Annotated in this window: 18 protein-coding genes and 1 pseudogene; 10 read left to right on the plus strand and 9 right to left on the minus strand. The window is 73.5% G+C overall.

The window, feature by feature from the left end:
* Window positions 1-9: 9 nt before the first annotated feature.
* A complete protein-coding gene (locus tag ACIA8L_RS29495; protein ID WP_395909790.1) occupies window positions 10-978 on the minus strand; it encodes a GlxA family transcriptional regulator in 969 nt (322 codons plus the stop codon).
* A 71-nt stretch (window positions 979-1,049) separates the two neighbouring features.
* Here ACIA8L_RS29495 and ACIA8L_RS29500 point away from each other — a divergent pair, with 71 nt between their 5' ends.
* The gene (locus ACIA8L_RS29500; protein WP_395909791.1) at window positions 1,050-2,267 is read left to right on the plus strand and encodes an MFS transporter; all 1,218 of its coding nucleotides are present in this window, start codon (window positions 1,050-1,052) and stop codon (window positions 2,265-2,267) included.
* On the opposite strand, the gene ACIA8L_RS29505 is transcribed toward ACIA8L_RS29500, so the two are convergent.
* Both ACIA8L_RS29505 and ACIA8L_RS29510 read right to left on the minus strand, forming a co-directional pair.
* The gene (locus ACIA8L_RS29505) at window positions 2,243-2,950 is read right to left on the minus strand and encodes a cytochrome c oxidase assembly protein (protein ID WP_395909792.1); all 708 of its coding nucleotides are present in this window, start codon (window positions 2,948-2,950) and stop codon (window positions 2,243-2,245) included. The genes ACIA8L_RS29500 and ACIA8L_RS29505 overlap by 25 nt on opposite strands.
* Window position 2,951: 1 nt before the next feature.
* Window positions 2,952-3,431: a DUF2243 domain-containing protein gene (locus ACIA8L_RS29510; RefSeq protein WP_395909793.1), complete on the minus strand. Its 480-nt coding sequence runs from the start codon at window positions 3,429-3,431 to the stop codon at window positions 2,952-2,954.
* A gap of 245 nt (window positions 3,432-3,676) precedes the next feature.
* Here ACIA8L_RS29510 and ACIA8L_RS29515 point away from each other — a divergent pair, with 245 nt between their 5' ends.
* Complete coding sequence (locus ACIA8L_RS29515; protein WP_395909794.1) at window positions 3,677-5,155, plus strand: sigma-70 family RNA polymerase sigma factor; 1,479 nt, start codon at window positions 3,677-3,679, stop codon at window positions 5,153-5,155.
* A 28-nt stretch (window positions 5,156-5,183) separates the two neighbouring features.
* Here ACIA8L_RS29515 and ACIA8L_RS29520 read toward each other — a convergent pair whose 3' ends face one another.
* Window positions 5,184-6,671 (minus strand): arabinofuranosidase catalytic domain-containing protein, encoded by a 1,488-nt coding sequence (locus ACIA8L_RS29520; protein ID WP_395909795.1) that lies wholly within the window; start codon window positions 6,669-6,671, stop codon window positions 5,184-5,186.
* A gap of 144 nt (window positions 6,672-6,815) precedes the next feature.
* Between ACIA8L_RS29520 and ACIA8L_RS29525 the strand changes: the two genes are divergently transcribed.
* From ACIA8L_RS29525 to ACIA8L_RS29540, 4 genes are all read left to right on the plus strand, one after another.
* A complete protein-coding gene (locus tag ACIA8L_RS29525; protein WP_395909796.1) occupies window positions 6,816-7,856 on the plus strand; it encodes a LacI family DNA-binding transcriptional regulator in 1,041 nt (346 codons plus the stop codon).
* 198 nt (window positions 7,857-8,054) lie between these two features.
* Window positions 8,055-8,276, plus strand: coding sequence for a hypothetical protein (locus ACIA8L_RS29530; RefSeq protein ID WP_395909797.1), 222 nt, complete (start codon window positions 8,055-8,057; stop codon window positions 8,274-8,276).
* A 221-nt stretch (window positions 8,277-8,497) separates the two neighbouring features.
* On the plus strand, window positions 8,498-9,895 hold the full coding sequence (locus tag ACIA8L_RS29535) for an endo-1,4-beta-xylanase (RefSeq protein ID WP_395909798.1): 1,398 nt from the start codon (window positions 8,498-8,500) through the stop codon (window positions 9,893-9,895).
* Window positions 9,896-10,008: 113 nt separating this feature from the next.
* Entirely contained in the window at window positions 10,009-10,932 is a 924-nt protein-coding gene (locus tag ACIA8L_RS29540) for a pyridoxamine 5'-phosphate oxidase family protein (RefSeq protein WP_395909799.1), read from the plus strand.
* Between the two features lie 32 nt (window positions 10,933-10,964).
* On the opposite strand, the gene ACIA8L_RS29545 is transcribed toward ACIA8L_RS29540, so the two are convergent.
* Window positions 10,965-11,537 carry a TetR/AcrR family transcriptional regulator gene (locus ACIA8L_RS29545; protein ID WP_395909800.1) on the minus strand — a complete coding sequence of 191 codons (573 nt, stop codon included), beginning with the start codon at window positions 11,535-11,537 and terminating at the stop codon, window positions 10,965-10,967.
* 31 nt (window positions 11,538-11,568) lie between these two features.
* Window positions 11,569-12,300 (minus strand): hypothetical protein, encoded by a 732-nt coding sequence (locus ACIA8L_RS29550; protein WP_395909801.1) that lies wholly within the window; start codon window positions 12,298-12,300, stop codon window positions 11,569-11,571.
* Window positions 12,301-12,455: 155 nt separating this feature from the next.
* On the opposite strand from ACIA8L_RS29550, the gene ACIA8L_RS29555 reads away from it, so the two are divergent.
* Genes ACIA8L_RS29555 through ACIA8L_RS29570 form a run of 4 tightly spaced genes read left to right on the plus strand, consistent with a single transcriptional unit; the run spans window position 12,456 to window position 16,169 of the window.
* A complete protein-coding gene (locus ACIA8L_RS29555; protein ID WP_395909802.1) occupies window positions 12,456-13,385 on the plus strand; it encodes an ATP-binding cassette domain-containing protein in 930 nt (309 codons plus the stop codon).
* Window positions 13,382-14,230: an ABC transporter permease gene (locus tag ACIA8L_RS29560; protein WP_395909803.1), complete on the plus strand. Its 849-nt coding sequence runs from the start codon at window positions 13,382-13,384 to the stop codon at window positions 14,228-14,230. Before ACIA8L_RS29555 ends, ACIA8L_RS29560 begins: the two co-directional genes overlap by 4 nt.
* A gap of 29 nt (window positions 14,231-14,259) precedes the next feature.
* Complete coding sequence (locus ACIA8L_RS29565) at window positions 14,260-15,513, plus strand: sensor histidine kinase (protein ID WP_395909804.1); 1,254 nt, start codon at window positions 14,260-14,262, stop codon at window positions 15,511-15,513.
* Window positions 15,510-16,169, plus strand: a complete 660-nt coding sequence (locus tag ACIA8L_RS29570) for a response regulator (protein WP_395909805.1) — start codon at window positions 15,510-15,512, stop codon at window positions 16,167-16,169. The genes ACIA8L_RS29565 and ACIA8L_RS29570 overlap by 4 nt, the downstream gene beginning before the upstream one ends.
* Here ACIA8L_RS29570 and galE read toward each other — a convergent pair.
* From galE to ACIA8L_RS29585, 3 genes and pseudogenes are all read right to left on the minus strand, one after another.
* Window positions 16,153-17,111, minus strand: a pseudogene (galE, locus tag ACIA8L_RS29575) (UDP-glucose 4-epimerase GalE). The gene ACIA8L_RS29570 and the pseudogene galE overlap by 17 nt on opposite strands.
* On the minus strand, window positions 17,108-17,809 hold the full coding sequence (locus ACIA8L_RS29580) for a polysaccharide deacetylase family protein (protein WP_395909806.1): 702 nt from the start codon (window positions 17,807-17,809) through the stop codon (window positions 17,108-17,110). Before ACIA8L_RS29580 ends, galE begins: the two are co-directional and overlap by 4 nt.
* Window positions 17,806-18,804, minus strand: coding sequence for a hypothetical protein (locus tag ACIA8L_RS29585; protein WP_395909807.1), 999 nt, complete (start codon window positions 18,802-18,804; stop codon window positions 17,806-17,808). Before ACIA8L_RS29585 ends, ACIA8L_RS29580 begins: the two co-directional genes overlap by 4 nt.
* Between the last annotated feature and the right edge of the window lie 38 nt (window positions 18,805-18,842).

The raw sequence follows: 18,842 nt of genomic DNA on the forward strand, positions 1-18,842 counted from the left end.
CACAATTCCTTATGCACGGTTCGCGGAGACTGTAGCGGTGCGGAACATGCGGCGGTACGCGCCCGGCGTCGTGCCCATCGCGTCGCGGAAGCGGCGGCGCAGGTTGACCGCCGTCGACAGGCCCACGCGGGTGGCGACCGTCTCGACCGGCAGGTCGGTCGCCTCCAGCAGGGCGCGGGTCCAGGCGATGCGCTGGTCCAGCACCCATCGCCCCGGCGAGGTGCCCAGCTGCTCCAGGAAATGCCGGTTCAGGCTGCGCGGCGACAGCCCGGAGCGCGCGGCCAGCTCTGGGATGGTCAGGGGCCGGTCGAGGTTGGCGATGGCCCAGTCGAGCAGCGGGGCCAGGGAGCCGGGGCCGGCGCCGAGCGCGGCCGGCGCGGGGCCCTGCCGCTGGCAGCCCTCACGGGGCGGGGCCGCGGCGAGCTGGCGGCCGATCCGGATCGCCAGGGCTTCGCCGTGCTCGCGCCGGATCTGGTTGAGGCACAGGTCGACGGCGGTGGCGGACGCGCCGGCGGTGGCCACGTCGCCGTGGTCGATGTACAGCACGGTGCCGTCGGCGTTGACCTGCGGGTAGCGGCGGGCCAGGTCGTCGGTGGCCTCCCAGTGCGCGGCGGCCCGGCGGCCGTCCAGCAGCCCCAGCGCGGCCGGCACATACACGCCGCCGAGCACGCCGACGATCCGGGCGCCCCGGGCGTGCGCGGCCAGCACGGCGGTGCGCAGCTCCGGTGACAGGTCGGGGCTCGGGCACCAGCCGGCGATGAGGATCGTCCCGGCGTCCTCGAGCGCCTCGAGGCCCTCCCGGACCATGATCTCCGCGCCGATGGTGGTCGGCACCGGACCGGGCCGCTCGGTGCACAGCCGGAAGTCGTAGTACTGCGGGATGTCGGGCCCGTGATAGCCGAACACCGCGGCCGCGCACGTCACCGGGTACAGCTCGAGCACCGGCCCGACCAGCGCCACCACTTTCGCACGTCCCATGGCACAAAAGTACCCAACGTCGGCCGAGCCGGCGCCTGTGCCGGTGCGGCGGCCCCGGCAAGCTCACGATCGTGCTTTGGAACCGCGATTTTTCGTTGTACTGCTCCGCCCGCACGGTCTCCCTGCTCGGCGACGCGATGCTGCCCGTCGCGGCCGCGCTCGCCGTCGGCGGCGTCTACGGCGTGGCCGGCGTCGGGTATGTTCTTGCCATCTGGACCGGCCCGTTCGTGCTCCTCATCGTCTTCGGCGGCGTCTTCTCCGACCGGGTCGGCGCCCGCACCATGATGATCGGCTCCGACGCGGTCCGCACGGTCACGCAGGGTGTGGTGGCGATTGCCTTCTTCACCGGCACGCCACCGCTGTGGCTGCTCCTGGTGTGCTCGGCCCTGAGCGGCACGGCGGCCGCCATGTTCCAGCCCGGCGTCAACGGCATGGTGCCGCTGGTCGCGACCGACCCGCAGCGCGCCAACGGGGTGCTGAAGATCGCCGACGCGGTGACCCAGCTCGGCGGCCCGGTCCTCGCCGGCGTGCTGGTCGTCGCGGCCGGCGCCGGCCCGGTCTACGCCGTCGACGCCGGAACCTTCCTGATCAGCGGCGTCTGCCTGGCCCTGATCCGGCCGGCGCCCGCCACCACCGCCCGCGCGGCCGCGACGCTGCTGCGCGACCTGCGCCGAGGCTGGACCGAGTTCCGCGCCCGGACCTGGATGTGGTCGGTGATCCTGCTGTGGATGGGCTTCGGCCTGTGCGCGTTCGGCCCGTACATTCCCCTCGCCTCCCAGCTCATCAGCGCCCGGCTGGGGGCGGAGGCCTACGGCTGGACCATCGCCGCGCTCGGCACCGGCACGATGCTCGGGGGCTTCGTCGCGATCCGCTTCCGAGCGGAGCACCCGCTCGCCGCCGGCGCCGTGGCCCTGATCGGCTTCGTCGCCGTACCCCTGACAGTTGCTTTGGCGGCTCCGCTGCCGATCCTCATCGCCGGCCACATCACCGGCGGCGCGGCCATCGCGTTCTGGTCGGTGCAGTGGGCCACGAGCGTGCAGACCCTCGTCCCGGCCGACGTGCTCAACCGCGTCACCGCCTACGAGGTGGCCGGCTCGGTCAGCGGCATCGCCGCCGGCCAGGCCCTGGCCGGCCCGGTCACCGCCGTCATCGCCCCGCGCGACGTCCTGCTGGCCGCGGCCGCGGTGACCGTCGCCGTGATCGCGGCCCTGCTGATCATCCGCCCGACCCGCACCCTGCGGCGGCGTCAGGACGGCCCCGCCGCTCAGCCCTCCATGGCCGTTCGCTGAGCGGCGACGGTGCCGGCGCGGCGGCGGGGAGCGTGGGCGCGGTACCACTCGCGGCACAGGGTGGCGATGAGGACGGCGTCGATGAGGTCGCCGCCGTAGTACATGAGCTGGGCGCCGGTCCGGGCGTCGGCGGGCAGCACGCCGGCCGGTGGGTGGCCGTACAGGTACTTGGCGAGGATCGCGTGCGCCGCGACGAAGCCGACCAGGACGGCGGCCCGGGTCCGCCGGCCCGGGCGGTGGCGGGCGGGGTCGACGGCGATCACGGCCGCGGTGAACAGGTAGCCGGCGACGAACATGTGCGTGTGGACCAGTACGTGCAGCCAGGCGTGTTCGCGCATCGCCCGGTCGAGGCCGGTGGTGTACAGCGCCCACAGGCCGCCGGCGTCGAGCGCCGCGGCCGTCACCGGATGGGTGAGCACGCGCAGCGGGGCACTGCCGAGCACCCGCGCCAGCGCCCGGGCCGGACCGACCGGCAACGCCCGCAGGACCAGGGTCACCGGGGCGGCGAACACCAGCAGCAGCGGTGCGACCATGCCGAGCAGCAGGTGGACCGTCATGTGCGCGGTGAAGTCGTGATGAGCCGCCGCCGGGATCGGCCCGGTCAGCGCGGCCGCGGCGGCCCCCACACCGGCGACACAGCAGGCGGCGCGTTCGACCGGCCGCAGCCGGCCCCGGCGGTGCATGTCAGGCGGGCCGGCGGCGAGCGCGCAGCAGGAGCGCCGCGCCGGCGAGGACCAGCGCGACGGCGATGACGTTCCAGATCCAGTCGTACGCCGTGACGTCGACGCCGTAGCGGATCTGATGCAGCCGCATCACCTTGTGCTGGACGGTGCCGTCATAGAGCTGGAAACCGCCGGCGCCGAGCAGCAGGCCGCCCCACCACGCCGATGCGTCGACCGCCCGGCGCCGTCGAAGGTCGGCAAACACAAACAACGCGGCGATGGTACTGAACCAGCTGAACGCGTGGAATACGCCGTCCGACACCAGCCCGGCCCCCGGCGTCGACTTGTCGTAGAAGTGGTGCCAGTGCAGCAGCTGGTGGAAGACCGTCTCGTCCACGAACGCCGCCACACCCACACCGAGCAGCACCCCGGCCAGCACGCTGCGGCCGCGCGCCACCGGCGACCCCGTCCGCCCGGCGGCCGCGGCGGGAACAGTCGACATCGAGCACCTCCGACCCGTGAATTGCCAACGCCGCTACCCCGGCCCGAATGCGTCAAACGAAACGGCCTTCCCGCAATTCCGCGAAAATGCGTTATGCCGCTCCGGCCGAAAAGGTCAAGCGCATCGCTTCCTTGACAAGCTCCCGGGCGATATGCCGAGATGGACCTCCGGCTCCCTCGACCGCGACGGCCCCCGCACAGCCGTCGCGTCCTCGGTGGAGGCGCTCAACGGGTCGGTGATGGGCATTGGGAACGAAGACGGGTGACACGTCGCTGGTCGTCGCGGCGAAGGCCGGGGACGGGCGGGCGCTCGACGAGCTCCTCGCGGCGCACCTGCCGCTGGTCTACACGATCGTGCGGCGGGCCCTCGCCGGGCATCCGAACGCGGTCGACGACGTCGTCCAGGACACGATGCTGCGGGCGCTGCGGCGGCTGTCGGCGCTGCGGGAGCCGGAGAGCTTCCGGGCCTGGCTGGCCGCGATCGCCGTCCGGCAGGTCGGGACCTACCTGCAGCGGGAACGCGTCACGGCCGGCCGACGGGCGCCGCTGGAGGTGCTCACGGACGCGCCCGACGCCGACGACTTCGAGGATCTCACCGTGCTGCGCGTGGAGCTGTCCGGGCAGCGGCGGCAGGTCGGGCAGGCCGTCGGCTGGCTCGACCCGGGCGACCGGGTGCTGTGGTCGCTGTGGTGGCTGGAGATCGGCGAAGAGCTGACTAGGGCCGAGCTTGCGGCCGCGCTGGGCGTCAGCGTCGTGCACGCCGGGGTCCGCGTCCAGCGCATGCGCAACCGGCTCGAGCAGGCGCGGGTGCTCGTCGCCGCCCTGGAGGCCCGGCCCCGCTGCCCCTGGCTGGAGACCCTCATCGCCGACTGGGACGGCATCCCCAGCCCGCTGTGGCGCAAGCGGATCACCCGGCACACAAGCTCGTGCGTGGCCTGCACCCGGGCCGCCGAGGGGGCCGTCGACACCGAGCGGCTGCTCACCGGGTTCGCCCTGCTGCCGGTGCCGGCCGTGCTCAGCACCGCGCTGGCCGCACACGACACCGCCGTCAGCGCCGGCCCGGTGTCCCCGGTGGTCGCGAAGGCCGTAGCGAGCGGTCCGGCGACGGCCGCAGTGACCGGTTCGGCTACGGCCGGGCTGCCGGTCGCGAAGCTCGTCGTCGCCGGGTCGCTGGTCGCCGGGGTCGCGGCCACCGTCGCCTTCTGGCCGTCCCACGAGCCGCCGCCGCCCGCCGCGACCGCTTCCACGGCCCCGTCGGCGCTGACACTGCCGTCGTCGGCCGCACCGTCGTCGCCCCCGTCGCTGCGGCCGGGGCCGGTGTCGCTGGAGTTCGTCGCCGCGCCCGGGCGCTACCTCGGCACCGACGGCCAGGTCGGCATCCTCGTCACGCCCGGCACCGCGGCGGCGCGGCAGCGGGCCACGTTCGAGGCGGTGCCGGGGCTGGCCAACGCCAGCTGCTACTCGTTCCGGGCGGCCGACGGGCAGTACCTGCGCCACGCCTCCTGGCGGCTGCGCCTCAACCGCAGCGAGGACAACGGCCTGTTCCGCGGCGACGCCACCTTCTGCCCGCTCGGCACCGGCAACGGCGACGTGATGCTCGAAGCCTCGAACTATCGGGGGTACTTCATCCACCGCGACGGCGACCAGCTGTGGGTCCGCCAGGCCGACGGCACCGTCGCCTTCCACACCGACAGCACGTTCCGGGTCCGGCCCGCCCTGGGCTGAGCCGGCCCCGGAACCGCTGTGGGCACCGTCAGCGATAGCCGGCGGCCACGATGTTCGCCTGCACCGCGCTGTCGGTGGCGTCGGACGGGTACCCGGAAACCATCGCGCCCTCATAGAACGTGCCGGCGCTCTGATTCGTGTTCGTCGCGCAGCAGTCGCCGCCGCTGCCCAGGACGATGGCGCCCTGTTTGCGCATGGGGCTGTAGCCGCGGGGCAGCGCGCCGTCCCACAGCGTCGTCAGGCTCCCGGACTGGGCGTTGCTGCCCTTGATCGCGAACCGGGAGGTGCCGTTGTTCTTCAGCATCGCGGTCACGAATTTATTCGCGAATGCCCGCTGGTTCGGGTTCCACGAGGAGCTGCCGCCCGGGTAGAGGCCGTACTCGAGGTCGGCCTGCACCCACGGGCCGGAGCCCGAGCAGCCGCCGAACCAGCAGCTCGTGCCGAAGTAGATGGCGTCCATCGCCCCGGCCCCGTCGGCGCGGCGGGTGGTCTCGCTATTGCCGTAGTCGAAGCAGCAGCCGCTGTTGACGTGCGTACCACTGGTGATCATGTACATGCCCTCGGGCGCGCTGCCGGTCGGTACCCCGGAGCCGGACCCGTTGCGCCAGTAGCTGTTGCCGGCGTTGATGTAGAGCGAATAGGCCTTGCTGCCGCCGACGGTCAGCGATTCGCGGGTCGCGCTCGCGGGGGTGTCCTGGCCGCCGGCGCCCCCCGGCCCCTGGTACGCGAGGTCGTTGCCGTGCCCGGACTGGTCGAACAGGATCGTCACCACGCAGGCGGTCCCCGCACAGAACGAGTCCTGCGCGGCCGCGTTGGCGGCGCCGCCCCGGCTCAGCACGCCGATGTTGCGCGTTGTGCTGTCGGAGGAGCGGCGGATTTGGTACAGATTGCCGGTGTACGACCCGTAAAGTGCGCGGACCGTGCTGTGCGCCGCGATGCAGGGCGTGCCACCGGCGGCGTAGATGTCGCACGGCCCGCTCGTGGCCGGCGGCGGCGTCGAGGTGCTCGGCGTCGGGCTGGCGCCGCCGCTCGGGGTGGGGCTGCCGCCGCCGGTCGTGGGCGTCGGGCTGCCGGTGGACGCGCTGCCGGTACACGTGACGCCGTTCAGCGCGAATGTGGTCGGGGACGGATTCGTGCCGGTAGAGCTGCCGTTGAAACCGACATTCGCGGTCGCGCCGGTGGCGATGGTGGCGTTGTAGGCGGCGTTCGTGACCGTCACCGCGCCACCGGACTGGGCGGCGGTGCCGTTCCACAGCTGGGTGATCGTCTGCCCGGCGGTGAACGTCCAGGTCAGCCGCCAGCCGTTGACCGGGTCGCCGAGATTGGTGACGTCGACGGCCGCGCCGAACCCACCGGGCCAGGAGTTGGTGACCGTGTAGGTGACCCGGCAGCCGGCCGTCGCGGCCGAAGCCGACCCGGTGCCGGCCGCGACGGCCCCGGCGGCGAGCAGCAGCAGCGCGGCGATGAGCGCGACCAGCGGCCGGCGATGCCGGTGCGGAGGTCTGGGTTGATCCATGAGCGTGCCCTTTCCGAAGGCGGGGATAGGACATTCGCGAATGTATTCGGGAGTGTTAGCGCTCACTTTCCGCATGTCAACCGGGGTCCGGGGCGACCACGGCGGGGCTGCGGGCATAACGTTTTTCGCCGTACACTCCGCGATGTGACCCAGAGGCAGACGTCGGCCCCCCGCGGACGCTGGCGCGGCGACCTGCCGGTCGCCGAGATCGCGCAGCTCGCCGGGGTGTCGCAGCCGACCGTCTCCAAGGTCCTCAACGGCCGGACGGGCGTCGGCGAGACCACCCGCCGCCGGGTCGAGTCGCTGCTGCGTGAGCACGGCTACCGGCGACCGGTGCGCACCCTCGGGGCGGCCGGCATCGAGGTGCTCATGTCCGGCATGCTGGGCGCCATCGCGATCGAGGTCGTCCGCGGCGTCGAGGACGTCGCCGCCGCCCAGGACCTGACCGTGTGCCTCACCGACATCGGGCGCCGCACGGCGGTCGGCCGGCCGTGGATCGAGCCGCTGCTGCTGCGCCGGCCGGTCGGGGTCATCGCCGCGTTCGCCGGGTTCACCAGCGAACACCTCCAGCTGCTCGAGGCCAACCAGATCCCGGTCGTGACCCTCGACCCGATGGGCGACCTGCACCCGACGCCCTCCGTCGGGTCCAACAACTGGAGCGGCGCCCTGGCCGCCACCCGCCACCTGCTCGCCCTGGGCCACCGCCGGATCGCCGTGATCACCGGCCCGGTCCGCGACCTCGCCGCCCGGGCCCGCCTCGACGGCTTCCGGGCCGGCCTCGACGCCGCCGACGTGCCGTTCGACGAGGACCTGCGCCGCAGCGGCGTGTTCACCTTCGAGGACGGCCGTGACCTGGGCCTCGAGCTGCTCCGCCACCCCGACCCGCCGACGGCCGTGGTCTGCGGCGACGACCTGCAGGCCCTCGGCGTCTACGAGGCGGCCCGGATCAGCGGCCTGCGCATCCCGGACGACCTGAGCGTCGTCGGCTTCGACGACATCGACCACTGCGCCTGGGCCGGCCCGCCGATGACGACCGTCCGCCAGCCCTTCGCGGAGATGGGCGCGGCCGCCGCCGAGCTGGTCCTCGACCTGGCCGCCGGCGACCGACCGGCGCAGACCCGGGTCGAGCTCGGCGCCGCCCTGATCGTCCGCGGCAGCACCGCCCCACCACCCGCCGCTGGCTGAAACGTTCACCTCGGCCGCCACGCCATTCGCGAATCCCGATCGGCGACCGACAGCCTCATTCGCCGCCGCGAGACCCGCCCCCAGCTGCCGGCGGGGCCCGGCGTGCCATCGGCACCGGCTGCCTCTCGCTGACCGGCGCCGGCGCGCGATCGGGTGCGGGCCGGCGAGCCCGACCCCGCGGGCCTGGACTGCTGCGGGATGCTCAAGATCATCGTCTTCGCCGTGGTGAGCGCGCTGTCGTTCGTGGCGGTGATGCAGGCCGGCGGTCGAGTCGGCGCCGCGATGGTCCGCGCGCCTTGGTTCGCGTGGCCGCAGGGGTCTGGTCGGCGTCACCGCACATTCTTGGTCCGCGTGGCCGCACGGCTCGGCCGCCGGGGCGTGACGCTCCCTGAGGTGTCACCGGGCGGCGGCGGTCGCTGAAACTTTCAGGATCGGCCGCCTATTCGCGAATACTTTTCCGCCGGGTCGGCGCGCTGGTCGAAACGCTGATCGAACGCACTCGGTGCAGCTGCCTGGCGGATTGGCCGTCCATTGACGTCTTCGAGTGAGCGATAACATTCGCGAATTCATTCGTCCGATTCGTGGCGCCCGCCGATGCGCCCCCGCCGGACGACGTTCAGACCCGGAAGGGATGCACCCCCATGACCCGAACCATCCGAGGCGGACGTCTCCGCCTCGCTGTCACGCTCGCCGCGGTGAGCGCCGTGGCCGCGGGCGCCGCCATCACCCTCGCCGCCGGCGCGGCGGAAGCCGGCACCACGCTCGGCGCCTCGGCCGCGGAGAAGGGGCGGTACTTCGGCACCGCGGTCGCCGCCGGGAAGCTCAGCAACAGCCAGTACACCGGCATTCTCGACCGTGAGTTCAACATGATCACGCCCGAGAACGAGATGAAGTGGGACGCCACGGAGCCGACCCAGGGTCAGTTCCGCTACACGTCCGCCGATCAGATCGTGTCCCACGCCCAGTCCCATGGGCAGCGGATGCGCGGCCACGCCCTGCTCTGGTACCAGCAGGAGCCCGGCTGGGCCCAGAACATGTCCGGCTCCGCGCTGCGCAGCGCGATGATGAACCACGTCACCACCGTCGCCGCCCACTACAAGGGCAAGATCTACGCCTGGGACGTGGTGAACGAGGCCTTCGCCGACGGCGGGGGCGGCGGGCGGCGCGACTCCAACCTGCAGCGCACCGGCAACGACTGGATCGAGGTCGCGTTCCGCACCGCGCGGGCCGCCGACCCGGGCGCGAAGCTCTGCTACAACGACTACAACACCGACGGCATCAACGCGAAGAGCACCGGCATCTACAACATGGTGAAGGACTTCAAGTCCCGCGGCGTGCCGATCGACTGCGTCGGCTTCCAGTCGCACCTCGGCGGCCTGCCGCCGTCGGACTACCAGGCCAACCTGCAGCGCTTCGCCGACCTCGGCGTCGAGGTGCAGATCACCGAGCTCGACATCTCCGGCTCCAACCAGGCGACCGCCTACGCGAACGTCGTCAAGGCGTGCCTGAACGTGTCGCGGTGCGCGGGCATCACGACCTGGGGTATCCGCGACAGCGACTCGTGGCGCTCCGGCGAGAACCCGCTGCTGTTCGACGCCAACGGCAACAAGAAGGCGGCGTACACCTCCACGCTGAACGCGCTCAACGGGCCGGGCAGCACGGTGTCCACCCCGCCGGTGTCGACCCCGCCGGTCAGCTCGCCGCCGGCCAGCACCTCGCCGTCGTCGACGCCCGGTGGTGGCACGGGCACTGGCTGTACCGCCACCGTGTCGCTCAATCAATGGCAGGGCGGCTTCGTCGCCACCGTCCGGGTGACCGCCGGTAGCAGTGCCGTCAACGGCTGGACCGTGACCCTCACGCTGCCGTCGGGCGCGGCCATCACCGGCATCTGGAGTGCGAACCGCAGCGGTGACAGTGGCCAGGTCCGCTTCACCAACGTCAGCTACAACGGGCAGGTCGCCGCCGGGCAGTACACGGAGTTCGGCTTCCAGGCCACCGGTAGCGCCTCGGGCATCACCCCGACCTGCTCCGCGGGCTGACGCTCGATCCGCCACAGCCGGTGGCCTCGCCACCGGCTGTGCGGCGGGACACGGGCAATTTTACCAAACGTTCGGTAATATGACGCGGAGAGGACGGTACAGGGAGGACGCGCATGCCGGATTCCGGGGTGTTCCATTGGGGCGAGCTGGCGGCGCAGACCCGGGCCGGCTACACCGAGCGGGCCGCGGCCGTCTCCCGGCTGGTCCGGCCGGTGCTGCCGAACGGGGCCGAGGACTTCCTGGCCGAGCAGCGGCTGCTCGTCGTCGGGGCGCAGGGCGAGGACGGCCGGCTGTGGGCTTCGCTGTTCGCCGGGCCGCGCGGCTTCGTCAGCGCCCTCGACGACGAGTCGGTGCTGGTGCGGGCCCGGCTCGCCGCCGACGATCCGGCCGAGCCGATGACCCGGCGCCCGGGCCGGCTCGGGCTGCTGGCCATCGACCTGCAGACCCGCATCCGGCTCCGGGTGAACGGCACGTCGACGCCGCTGCCGGGCGGGCTCCTGCTCGCCGTCGAGCAGAGCTTCCCCAACTGCCCGAAGTACATCCAGCGGCGAAGCGCGGCCGAGCCGGACGACGCGGGAGCGGGGGAGCCGGGGCCGGGCGCGGGTGCGGCGGTGTCCGCGTTGACCGGGACGATGCGGGAGCTGGTCGCCCACGCCGACACGTTCTTCGTCGCCTCGGCGTCCGCGGCCGGTGACCCCGACGTGTCGCACCGGGGTGGCAACCCGGGCTTCGTCGAGGTGTTGTCACCGACCCGGCTGCGCTGGCCCGACTACGTGGGCAACAGCATGCTCATGACGCTGGGCAACATGATCGAGAACCCGCGGGCCGGGCTGACCTTCGTCGACTGGGCGAGCGGGTCGACGCTGCAGCTGACCGGCCGCGCCGAGGTCCGCTGGCCGGAGGGCGCGGGTGCGGCCACGAGCGGCCCGCGCTTGGTGGAGTTCGAGGTCGAGGCGGCCGTCCACCGGCCGGGTGCCCTGGCGCTGCGCTGGTCGCCGCCGTCTCTGTCGCGCTTCAACCCGCCGCTGGCGGCCTGACCCCCGGCGCGTGCGGTGGCGTGACCGGTCAGTCAACTGTCGTCCGGGCCGGCGGTGAGGATCGCGGGGAGCTCGGACAGCACCCGCCGGAACTCGGCCGGATCGTCCAGCACCCGGGCGACGACGAGCGCCCCCTCGATGCTGACGAGCGCGGTCCTGGCCCGGCGCTTCGCCTGCGGCGCGGTCGCGCCGGAGCGCCGGGCGACGTCGGCCATCGCCGTGAGCCAGGCCGTCGCCAGGTGCGCGGCCCGGGCGCGGACGTCGTCCGGCGCGCCCCGCAGCGTCATCGTGTCCAGGACGCAGGCGAGCCGGCCGTCGGCGTAGAAGGCGCCGACGCGCCGGGCCATCGCCTTGACGGCGGTCCGCGGGTCGCTCTCGGCCGTCAGCGGCGCGAGGATGTCGCCGAACGCGCGCTCCACGGAGTCCAGGACGGCGACGGCCATGCCGTGTTTGCCGTCGGGGAACCGGTGATAGAGGCTCGCCCGTTGCAGGCCCGACGCGGACGACAGCGCGGTGAGCGACGCGCCCTCGTAGCCCGAGTGGCGGAACACCTCGGCGAGCTGGCTGAGCAGCGTCTCGTCATCGACGCTCGGTGTGCGGCCCACCGTCCCATATTACCGAACATCCGGTAAACGCCTACTGCTTGAGTCGACGACTGCCGGCGTGCCAGTCCTCGACCTTGCCCGCCCGCGTCGCCGGGACGCCGAACGACGGCAGCTGCGGCTGCTCGCGCAGGCTGCGCTTGAGCTCGGCGAAGCCGGGGAACCGGGCGAGGGCGACCACGTGGTCCCACAGGACCGCGGCCTGCTCCTCGTCCGGCAGCCGGCTGATCACCGGGCCGAAGAACGCGACACCGTCCGGGGGCTCGAAGTGCACGATCGGCGTGCCGACGTCCTTGCCCGTCAGTGCCAGCGCCTCGTCCGACTCCGCCTGGATCTCCGCGTCGCGGGCCGTGTCGTCGAGGAAGTCGGCGAGCGCGGTCGGCAGGCCGGCCTCGGCGAGCGCGTCCGCGGCGAGTGCCGGCGTGCCCGGCCAGCCGGGCGCCCGGTTCTCCTCGGGCGCGGTCTCCAGGATGCGGGCGCCGAACGCGGCGTAGAGGGGGCCGATCGCCGCGCGGCCGTGCTGTTCCCGGGCCGCCGACGCCACCCGCAGCAGCCGCAGGCCCGCGGTGTGCTGCGCCTCGTACTCCGGCGGGAAGTGGCTGTCGTAGTCGAGGTGCGCGTTGATCAGGCGCAGCGAGATGAAGCGCCAGTCGACGGTGTAGTCACGCTGGGCCTGCACGATGCGGATCCACTTGCTCGTCATCCACGCGAACGGGCAGATCGGGTCGAAGTAGAAGTTGATGTCGGTCGTGGCGGTCGCTGCCATGCTGTGCCGTCCTCCGCTCGGGAAGCTCCCCTTAGTGGTGCCGTAGTACCGCGGTACTACCGCGGGCCGGGAAGGTCCAGACCCGGGTACCACGAAACGGCCCTCTGCCGAATCTAGCGTTCTTCGTGAGACGCGGAGGATTCGAGGGGGATTCGATGATCGAAGCACGAAAGCTGACGAAGCGGTACGGCGACAAGACGGCCGTCGACGGGGTGGACTTCACGGTCCGGCCGGGCGCCGTGACGGGCTTTCTCGGGCCGAACGGCGCCGGCAAGTCCACGACGATGCGCATGATCATCGGGCTGGACGCGCCGACGAGCGGCTCGGTGACCGTGAACGGCCGGCGGTATGCCCGGCACGCGGCACCGCTGCACGAGGTCGGCGCGCTGCTGGAGGCCCGGTCGATCCACCCTGGCCGGTCCGCGTTCGACCACCTGATGGCGCTCGCCCTCACCCACGGTATCCCGCGCCGCCGGGTGGCCGAGGTGATCGAGCTGACCGGCCTGCAGTCCGTGGCCCGCAAGCGCGCCGGGGCGTTCTCCCTGGGCATGGGGCAGCGGCTCGGCATCGCCGCCGCGCTGCTCGGCGACCCGCAGACGATCATGCTCGACGAGCCGGTCAACGGGCTCGACCCCGAGGGCGTGCTGTGGATCCGCAACCTGCTGACCGACCTCGCGGCGGCCGGGCGCACAGTGTTCGTCTCCTCGCACCTGATGAGTGAGATGGCCCTCGTCGCCGACCACCTCATCGTCGTCGGCCGCGGGCGGGTCCTGGCCGACACCACCGTGCAGGACCTGGTGCGCACGGCCGGGGGCGACACCGTCGTGGTGTCCACCGCCGACCCGGCCCAGCTGCGCCGGGTGCTGTCCGGCCCCGGCGTCGAGGTGACCGGCCAGCCGGGCTCGGAGCGGCTGAGCGTGACCGGCCTGTCGCCGCGGGCCATCGGCCTGGCCGCCGCCGAGCACGGCATCGCCCTGTTCGAGCTGACGGCCAAGGCGGTCTCGCTGGAGGAGGCCTTCATGGAACTGACCAAGGACGCCGTCGAATACCACGCCACGACTACCGCTATGAGGGCCGCCGCATGAGCACCGTCACCGAAACCCGTCCGGCGTCGCCCGCGGCGCCCCGCACCGCCGCCCCGGTCCGCACGGTGACCGGCGCGCGGGTGCTGCGCTCCGAGTGGTACAAGCAGTGGTCGCTGCGCTCGACCTGGATCACGCTCGGGCTGGGGCTGCTGTTCCTGCTCGCGTTCGGCACGATCGCGGCGCTGCGATACAAGTCGATGACCGGGGCCGGCCAGCAGATGGACCCCGACTTCGCCGACGCCACGACCTACAGTCTCGCGCTGTTCGGTACCACGTTCGCGACGCTCGCGCTCGGGGTGCTCGGGGTGTTGTCGACCTCAGGGGAGTACACCACCGGCATGGTGCGTTCGACGCTGGCCGCCGTCCCGCGCCGGCTGCCGGTGCTGTGGTCCAAGGCGGCCGTGTACGGCGTCGTCGCGTGCGTCGTCGGCGCGCTCGGGGCGTTCGGCGCGTTCCTGATCAGCAGCGGCGTGCTGTCCGGCACCGGCAAGGCGATGAGTATCTCGGCCGGCGGCGTCGTGACCGGGCTGCTGGGTGTCGGTGTCTACCTGGGCCTGGCCGGCGTCATCGGGGTGGCGCTCGGCGCGCTGCTGCGCTCCACCGCCGGCGGCATCTCGGCCTTCGTCGGGCTGTTCCTGCTGGTGCCGGGTCTGATGTCGCTGCTGCCGAAGTCGTGGCGGGCGGACATCACGCCGTATCTGCCCAGCAACGCCGGTGAGTCGATCTACGCGCTGCATCACGCGGCCGGGACGCTCACCGCCGGCAACGGGCTGCTGGTGCTGCTCGCCTGGACGGCCGTCCTGCTGGCCGGGGCCGCGGTACGGCTCGTCCGTTCCGACGCCTGAAACGCACGACGGCGGGAGAGAATGGGGCCGTGGGCACGGAGGAGAGCGCGGCCGGGCTGATCCGCCTCGGGCAGCGGATGCGCCAGTGGGACGCCCGGCACCGGTGGGCCCTGGACACCGCCGGCGTGCTCGTGCTCTTCCTCCTGTTCGGCCTGCCCGACCTCAGCCCCGGCCGGGAGCACCCCGACGGGCCGATCACCCTCACCCAGCGGCCGGTGCCGCAGATGCTGCTGCTGCAGGCGGCGCTGCTCGTCCCGCTCTGGTGGCGCCGCCGGTTCCCGCTGCTGACGTTCTCCGCCGTGGTCGCGGTCTTCATCGCCGAGTGGGCCGCCGGTGTCATGCTGCGGGCCGACGTCGCCCTGCTCGTCGCCGTCTACAGCCTCGTGCTGCACGGCCGACTGCGCCGGCTGCCGTGGGCGATACCGGCGCTGCTGGCCGCGTCCGCGCTGGTGGTCACCCGCGTCTCCGGGATCGTGTCGGCGTGGGACGCGCTGTTCTTCGTCGCCGTCGTCGGGACCGCGGCGGTCGCGCTCGGGTTCGCGATCCGGGTCCGCCGGGCCCAGCTGGAGGCGCTGCGTGACCGCGCGGTCCAGCTCGAGATCGAACGCGACCAGCGCAGCCGCCTCGCCGCCGCGACCGAGCGCACCCGGGTGGCCCGCGAGATGCACGACATCCTCGGCCACAGCCTGTCCGTCATCGTCACCCTCGCCGACGGCGGCGCCTACGCCGCGGACGTCGCCCCCGAGCGCGGCAAGGAGGCGCTGCGGCACATCGGCGACACCGGCCGCCGCTCCCTCGCCGACCTGCGCCGCATGCTCGGTGTCCTGCGCGAGCAGTCCGACGGCCTGAGTCCGCAGCCGGGCCTCGCCGACGTCGAGGCGCTGTGCCGGCGCGTCCGCGCGGCCGGCCCGGAAGTCGAGTACCAGAGCGGCGGGGACCTGGCGGCGCTCGACCTCGGCGTCCAGCTGGCGGCCTACCGCATCGTGCAGGAGGCCCTCACCAACACGCTCAAGCACGCCGGCTCGCACACGAAGGTCCACCTGGCGCTGCGGGTGGAGGGGCCTCGGCTGCGGATCGTGGTGCGCGACACCGGGCCGTCCTCCGGCGGCGGGGACCGTACCGCCCGTAGCGGCGGGCCCGGGCACGGCCTGATCGGCATGCGGGAGCGGGCGGCGCTCTACGGCGGTTCGGTCGAGGCCGGCCCGGCCCCCGGCGGAGGATGGAGCGTGACGGCCGACCTGGACCTGACCCCGCCGCCCCCGATCGGAGGTGACCTCGCTTGATCACCGTCCTCATCGTCGACGACCAGCCCCTGCAGCGGCTCGGCTTCCGCATGCTGCTGGAGAGCAGCCCCGACACAGAGGTCGTCGGCGAGGCCCAGAACGGCGCGGACGCGGTCCGGCGGGCCGCCGAACTGCACCCGGACGTCATCCTGATGGACGTGCGGATGCCCGGCACGGACGGCATCGAGGCGACCCGCCGCATCGTCGAGTCCGGTGGCCGCTCCCGGGTCCTGATGCTCACGACGTTCGACCTGGACGAGTACGTGCACGCCGCCCTGCGGGCCGGGGCCAGCGGATTCCTGCTCAAGGACGCCTACCCGGAGGAACTGCTGGCCGGCATCCGCGCGGTCGCGGGCGGCGACGCGGTCATCGCCCCCGCCCTCACCCGCCGGTTGCTGGACGCGTTCGCCCACCACCTCGGCGGCGGCCCGCCGGCGGCGAGCGACCCGCGCCTGGAGACGCTGACCGACCGGGAACGCGAGATCCTGGTGGCGATCGGCAACGGCTGGACCAACGGCGAGATCGCCGAGCGCCTGGTCGTGTCCGAGTCGACGGTGAAGACGCACGTCGGCCGGGTCCTGGCCAAGATCGGCGCGCGGGACCGCGTGCAGGCCGTCATCATCGCCTACGACCTGGGCCTCACCCGGCCCCACTGATCGGCCGCGCCGAGGCCCACGCCGATCGGACGGCCGCGTCGAGGGTGCGCCCGGCCCGCCAGCCGAGTTCGGCGCCGATGCGGGTGACGTCGGCGACGACGGAAGCGGGGTCGCCGGGCCGCGGCGGGCCGGGCCGCCACGGCACCGGTCGGCCGGTGACGTGTTCGACGGCACCGATGAGGTCGAGGACCGAGTGGCCGGTGCCGGTCCCGGCGTTGTAGACGCGGGCCCGGCGCCCCGTGGTGACGGCGGCGGCGGCGGCGAGGTGGGCGGCGGCGATGTCGGCGACGTGTACGTAGTCGCGAACGGCCGTGCCGTCCGGGGTGGGGCGGTCGGTGCCGGTGACGGAGAGGGGTTCGCCGGTGGCCGCGGCGCGCAGGACGCGGGGGAGGAGGTTCGTGGTGCCGTGGTCGGCGAGGTGCTCTTCGGTGGCGCCGATCGCGTTGAAGTATCGCAGCGCGATCCAGGAGAGGCCGGGGGAGCCGGCGACGGCCCGTTCGGCGTCGAGCTTGCTGTGCCCGTACGGGTTGAGCGGCCGGGTGGGCGCGTCCTCGCCGACGGTGCGCGACTCGGGTGGCCCGTAGACGGCGGCCGAGGACGAGAACACGAGCCGGGTCACGCCGGCCTCGGCCATGGCGTCGAGGACGTTCTCGACGACCGTGACATTTTGGCGGCGGTACCATTGCGGCCGTTCGAACGACTCGGGACCGACTTGCTCCCCGCGAGGTGCATGACGCCCGACACTTCGTGATGGTGCAGCGCGTCGCGGACCGTCGCTGGGTCACCGGCGTCGCCGAGCAGGAACGGGACGCCGGCCGGGACGCGCTGCGGGGCGCCGGTGGAGAGGTCGTCGAGGACCACGACCCGTTCGCCGGCGGCGAGGAGCGCGGCGGTGACGTGCCCGCCGATGTAGCCGGCGCCGCCCGTGACGAGCCAGGTCATCGCCCGGCCACCGCGTGCTCGGCGAGCGGTCCGACGGCGAGCCCGCGCTCCCGGGCCCACTCCAGCAGGGCGGGGAGGGCATCGACGGTGCGCCGCCAGGAGCCGGGGGCCGAGGTGATGTCGGTGTCGTGGAGCAGTACCGTGCCGCCGCCCGCCAGCCGCCGGGTCACGGTCCGCACGATGGAGTCGGGGGTGGCGCCGGCCTCCCAGTCGCGGCCCCATGCGGTCCACAGGACGGGGGTGAGCCCGAGGCGCCGGCAGGTCCGCAGCGCGGCCAGGGTGAGCACGCCGTAGGGCGGGCGGTACCAGCGCGGCACCTGCCCGGTGACACTCGCCACGAGCATCCGGGCCCGGGTGATGTCACGGTCGGTGGCGGCCGGCCCGCGGCGCAGCAGGCAGCGGTGATGCCACCCGTGGACGGCGACCTCGTGCCCGGCGTCGGCGAGCTCCCGGCCCAGCTGCGGGTCCTCGGCGAGCATCGAGCCAAGGACGAAGAACGAGGCGCGGATATGGTACTGGTCCAGCACGCGCAGAATCTGTGGAGTGGACCGGCGGTCAGGTCCGTCGTCGAACGTCAGCGCCACATGCCCGGCCCGCCCGACCCCGGCCAGCCGCGGCATGTACACCCGCCGCAGCGGCGTGATCGCGGTCAACGCCGGGGCCAGGGTGGCCGCGAACTCCACAGTGGATGATTTCATGCCGCCAGCTCCGCGACGACGTCCTCGGGCCGCCCGGGTGCCGGCGCGAACCGCGGCGGGTCCGTCAGCGCCCGCCGCAGCCCGTCCGCGAGCTCGCCCCGGTCCCGGATCCACGGCACCCACCCGATCCGGTCCAGGACCGCGGCGTTGGTGCGGCCGTGCCCCGGGATGCACCGGTAGGTCAGCACCGGCAGCCCCGCGCTCAGCGCTTCGAGGGACGACAGCCCACCGGCGTTCTGGACCACGACGTGCCCGGTGCGCAGCAGCGCGGGCATGTCGTCCACCCAGCCCGTTTTCCGGTGGCCGACGCGCCGCCGGAGTCGTTCGTTGCGCCCGCAGAGCACGACCGGGTCGGCCACGCCGGTGGCCGCGATGTCGGCGGCCGCGCGCTCGACCGCGCCGATGCCCCAGGCCCCCGCGACGATGAGCGCCCGGGGCCGGCCCGCGGCGGTGGGGCCGGGCGTGAACCCGGGGGCGACGGCTGGGGCCGTGACGCGCACGTCGGTGGCGCCCAGCTCCTTCGCCTGCCGGGCGGTGTCGTCATGGAGTCCGATGTGGACGTCGACGCCCGGATGGATCCACAAGGGGTGGACGGACAGGTCGGTGAGGTAGGTGCAGACCGGGATGTGCAGGCGGCCCTGTTCGCGCAGCCGGCCCAGCGCCTGGCTGGCCAGCGGGTAGGTGGACACCACCGCGGTCGTGTCCGGCCCGATCGCGGCGAGCAGCGCCTGATCGGTCATGGCGGTCAGCCGGGCCGCGGTGCTCGCGCCCGCTCCGGCCGCGGCGAGCAGCCAGCCCCAGGTCCGCGGGGCGGTGGTGAGCTGGCGGTGGTAGCCCGCGCGGAGCAGCCGGCCGAGGTGCCCCGGGACGAGGTCGACGAAGTCGTGCCGCCGGACGTCGAAGCCGCGACCGGTCAGCCGCCGGGCCAGTTCGGCCGCGGCGCCGTCGTGCCCGGACCCGAAGCTGGCGGAGATCACCGCGATGCGCTGCTGCATGCGCCGAATGGTCGAGCGCCGTCGCTGAAAGCAACCTG

The sequence above is a fragment of the Dactylosporangium sp. NPDC051541 genome (assembly GCF_044454505.1).
Classification (GTDB): Bacteria; Actinomycetota; Actinomycetes; order Mycobacteriales; family Micromonosporaceae; genus Dactylosporangium.

Excerpts from the sequence above, each read along its gene's own strand:
- ACIA8L_RS29540 (WP_395909799.1), top strand. The coding sequence starts at position 10,009 with ATGCCGGATTCCGGGGTGTTCCATTGGGGCGAGCTGGCGGCGCAGACC.
- ACIA8L_RS29580 (WP_395909806.1), bottom strand. The coding sequence starts at position 17,809 with ATGAAATCATCCACTGTGGAGTTCGCGGCCACCCTGGCCCCGGCGTTG.
- ACIA8L_RS29535 (WP_395909798.1), top strand. The coding sequence starts at position 8,498 with ATGACCCGAACCATCCGAGGCGGACGTCTCCGCCTCGCTGTCACGCTC.
- ACIA8L_RS29530 (WP_395909797.1), top strand. The coding sequence starts at position 8,055 with ATGCTCAAGATCATCGTCTTCGCCGTGGTGAGCGCGCTGTCGTTCGTG.
- ACIA8L_RS29550 (WP_395909801.1), bottom strand. The coding sequence starts at position 12,300 with ATGGCAGCGACCGCCACGACCGACATCAACTTCTACTTCGACCCGATC.
- ACIA8L_RS29495 (WP_395909790.1), bottom strand. The coding sequence starts at position 978 with ATGGGACGTGCGAAAGTGGTGGCGCTGGTCGGGCCGGTGCTCGAGCTG.
- ACIA8L_RS29520 (WP_395909795.1), bottom strand. The coding sequence starts at position 6,671 with ATGGATCAACCCAGACCTCCGCACCGGCATCGCCGGCCGCTGGTCGCG.
- ACIA8L_RS29555 (WP_395909802.1), top strand. The coding sequence starts at position 12,456 with ATGATCGAAGCACGAAAGCTGACGAAGCGGTACGGCGACAAGACGGCC.
- ACIA8L_RS29585 (WP_395909807.1), bottom strand. The coding sequence starts at position 18,804 with ATGCAGCAGCGCATCGCGGTGATCTCCGCCAGCTTCGGGTCCGGGCAC.
- ACIA8L_RS29510 (WP_395909793.1), bottom strand. The coding sequence starts at position 3,431 with ATGTCGACTGTTCCCGCCGCGGCCGCCGGGCGGACGGGGTCGCCGGTG.
- ACIA8L_RS29560 (WP_395909803.1), top strand. The coding sequence starts at position 13,382 with ATGAGCACCGTCACCGAAACCCGTCCGGCGTCGCCCGCGGCGCCCCGC.
- ACIA8L_RS29505 (WP_395909792.1), bottom strand. The coding sequence starts at position 2,950 with ATGCACCGCCGGGGCCGGCTGCGGCCGGTCGAACGCGCCGCCTGCTGT.